Source organism: Corallococcus terminator (genome assembly GCF_003611635.1).
GTDB classification, from domain to species: domain Bacteria; phylum Myxococcota; class Myxococcia; order Myxococcales; family Myxococcaceae; genus Corallococcus; species Corallococcus terminator.
The window spans coordinates 1-1,190 of record NZ_RAVZ01000701.1 but is presented as its reverse complement, the minus strand read 5'-3'; the positions used below and the strand labels follow the sequence as shown (position 1 = coordinate 1,190).

Sequence of the window (1,190 nt, the reverse complement as noted above, 5' to 3'; positions counted from 1 at the left end):
CTGAAGGTCCCGGCGAACCTGGACCCGGTGGCCGGGCCCGATCTTCCAGTGGCGCAGCGGTGAGTACGTGGTGATGCCCGCGCAGAGCAGCGGCGCGACGGCCGCCGGGTCCAGGTTCGCCGGGACCTTCAGGGCGAAGTGCTCATCCACCACGAGGGTGTCCGAATAGCCGCCCTGGGTGACTGTCTTCCCATCCTTCTCCCTGCCTCCGTACGTCAGGACGCCGCTGACCTTGCAGTACACCTCCAGGCCGTCCGTGCAGTCCGCGCAGGTGCGGCAGGAGTCCACCATGGTGCCAACCCCTGCCAGGTCGCCCACCTTCAGCTTCGTCACGTCGCGGCCCACGCGGACCACCCGGCCGACGATTTCGTGCCCTGGCACGAGGGGGTAGGGCGAGACGCCCCAATCGTTGTGGGCCATGTGCAGGTCCGTGTGGCAGACGCCGCAGTAGAGGACTTCAAGCTGCACATCGAGCGGGCCGGGCTCCCGTCGCTCGAACTGGAACGGGGTCAGGGGAGAGCGGGCATCCTGGGCGGCATAGCCGCGAACGGGAATCATGGGGCGTGGCTCCTGGAGGTTGTTCCCTGCGTGATGCTTGCAAGGATGGACGCCGCCGCGTTCGCGCGAAACAGACGGAATCAGGATGGAGTATGTAGGAAAGCTTCCGAATCGATTCCGCGCGCCTGGAGCCTGCCGTGCTACCGCAAGCGCTTCATGTCGATGACGAAGCGGTACTTGACGTCGCCCCGGTGCAGTCGCTCGAAGGCAGGGTTGATGTCCTGCATGGGAATCAACTCGATGTCGGAGACGATGCCGTGCTCGCCGCAGAAGTCGAGCATCTCCTGCGTCTCCGGCAGCCCCCCGATGGAGGAGCCGGAGAAGCCCAGGCGCTTGATGAGGAGCGGGAGGACGGAGACCTCCAGCGGCCGGTCAGGCACACCCACGATGGCCAGGTGCCCGTCGCGCTTCAGCAGTCCCAGGTAGGCATTGACGTCATGGACCGCGGAGACGGTGTCCAGGATGAGGTCGAACCTGCCCGCCTGCGCGGCCATCTCCGCCGGGCTCGAGGACACCACCAACTCCTGCGCCCCCAGCCGGAGCGCGTCCGCCCGCTTCTTGTCGGACTGGCTGAACACGACCACATGCGCGCCCATCGCCCGCGCGAGCTTCACGCCCATGTGGCCCAGCCC

General features: G+C 67.1%; 2 protein-coding genes. Both read right to left on the bottom strand.

Annotated features, from left to right (window positions below; translation table 11 throughout):
• On the bottom strand, positions 1-558 hold a 558-nt coding region (locus tag D7V88_RS41630; RefSeq protein ID WP_158625283.1), incomplete at its 3' end, for an alcohol dehydrogenase catalytic domain-containing protein.
• Positions 559-698: 140 nt separating this feature from the next.
• On the bottom strand, positions 699-1,190 hold a 492-nt coding region (locus D7V88_RS41625), incomplete at its 5' end, for a zinc-binding dehydrogenase (RefSeq protein WP_147449157.1).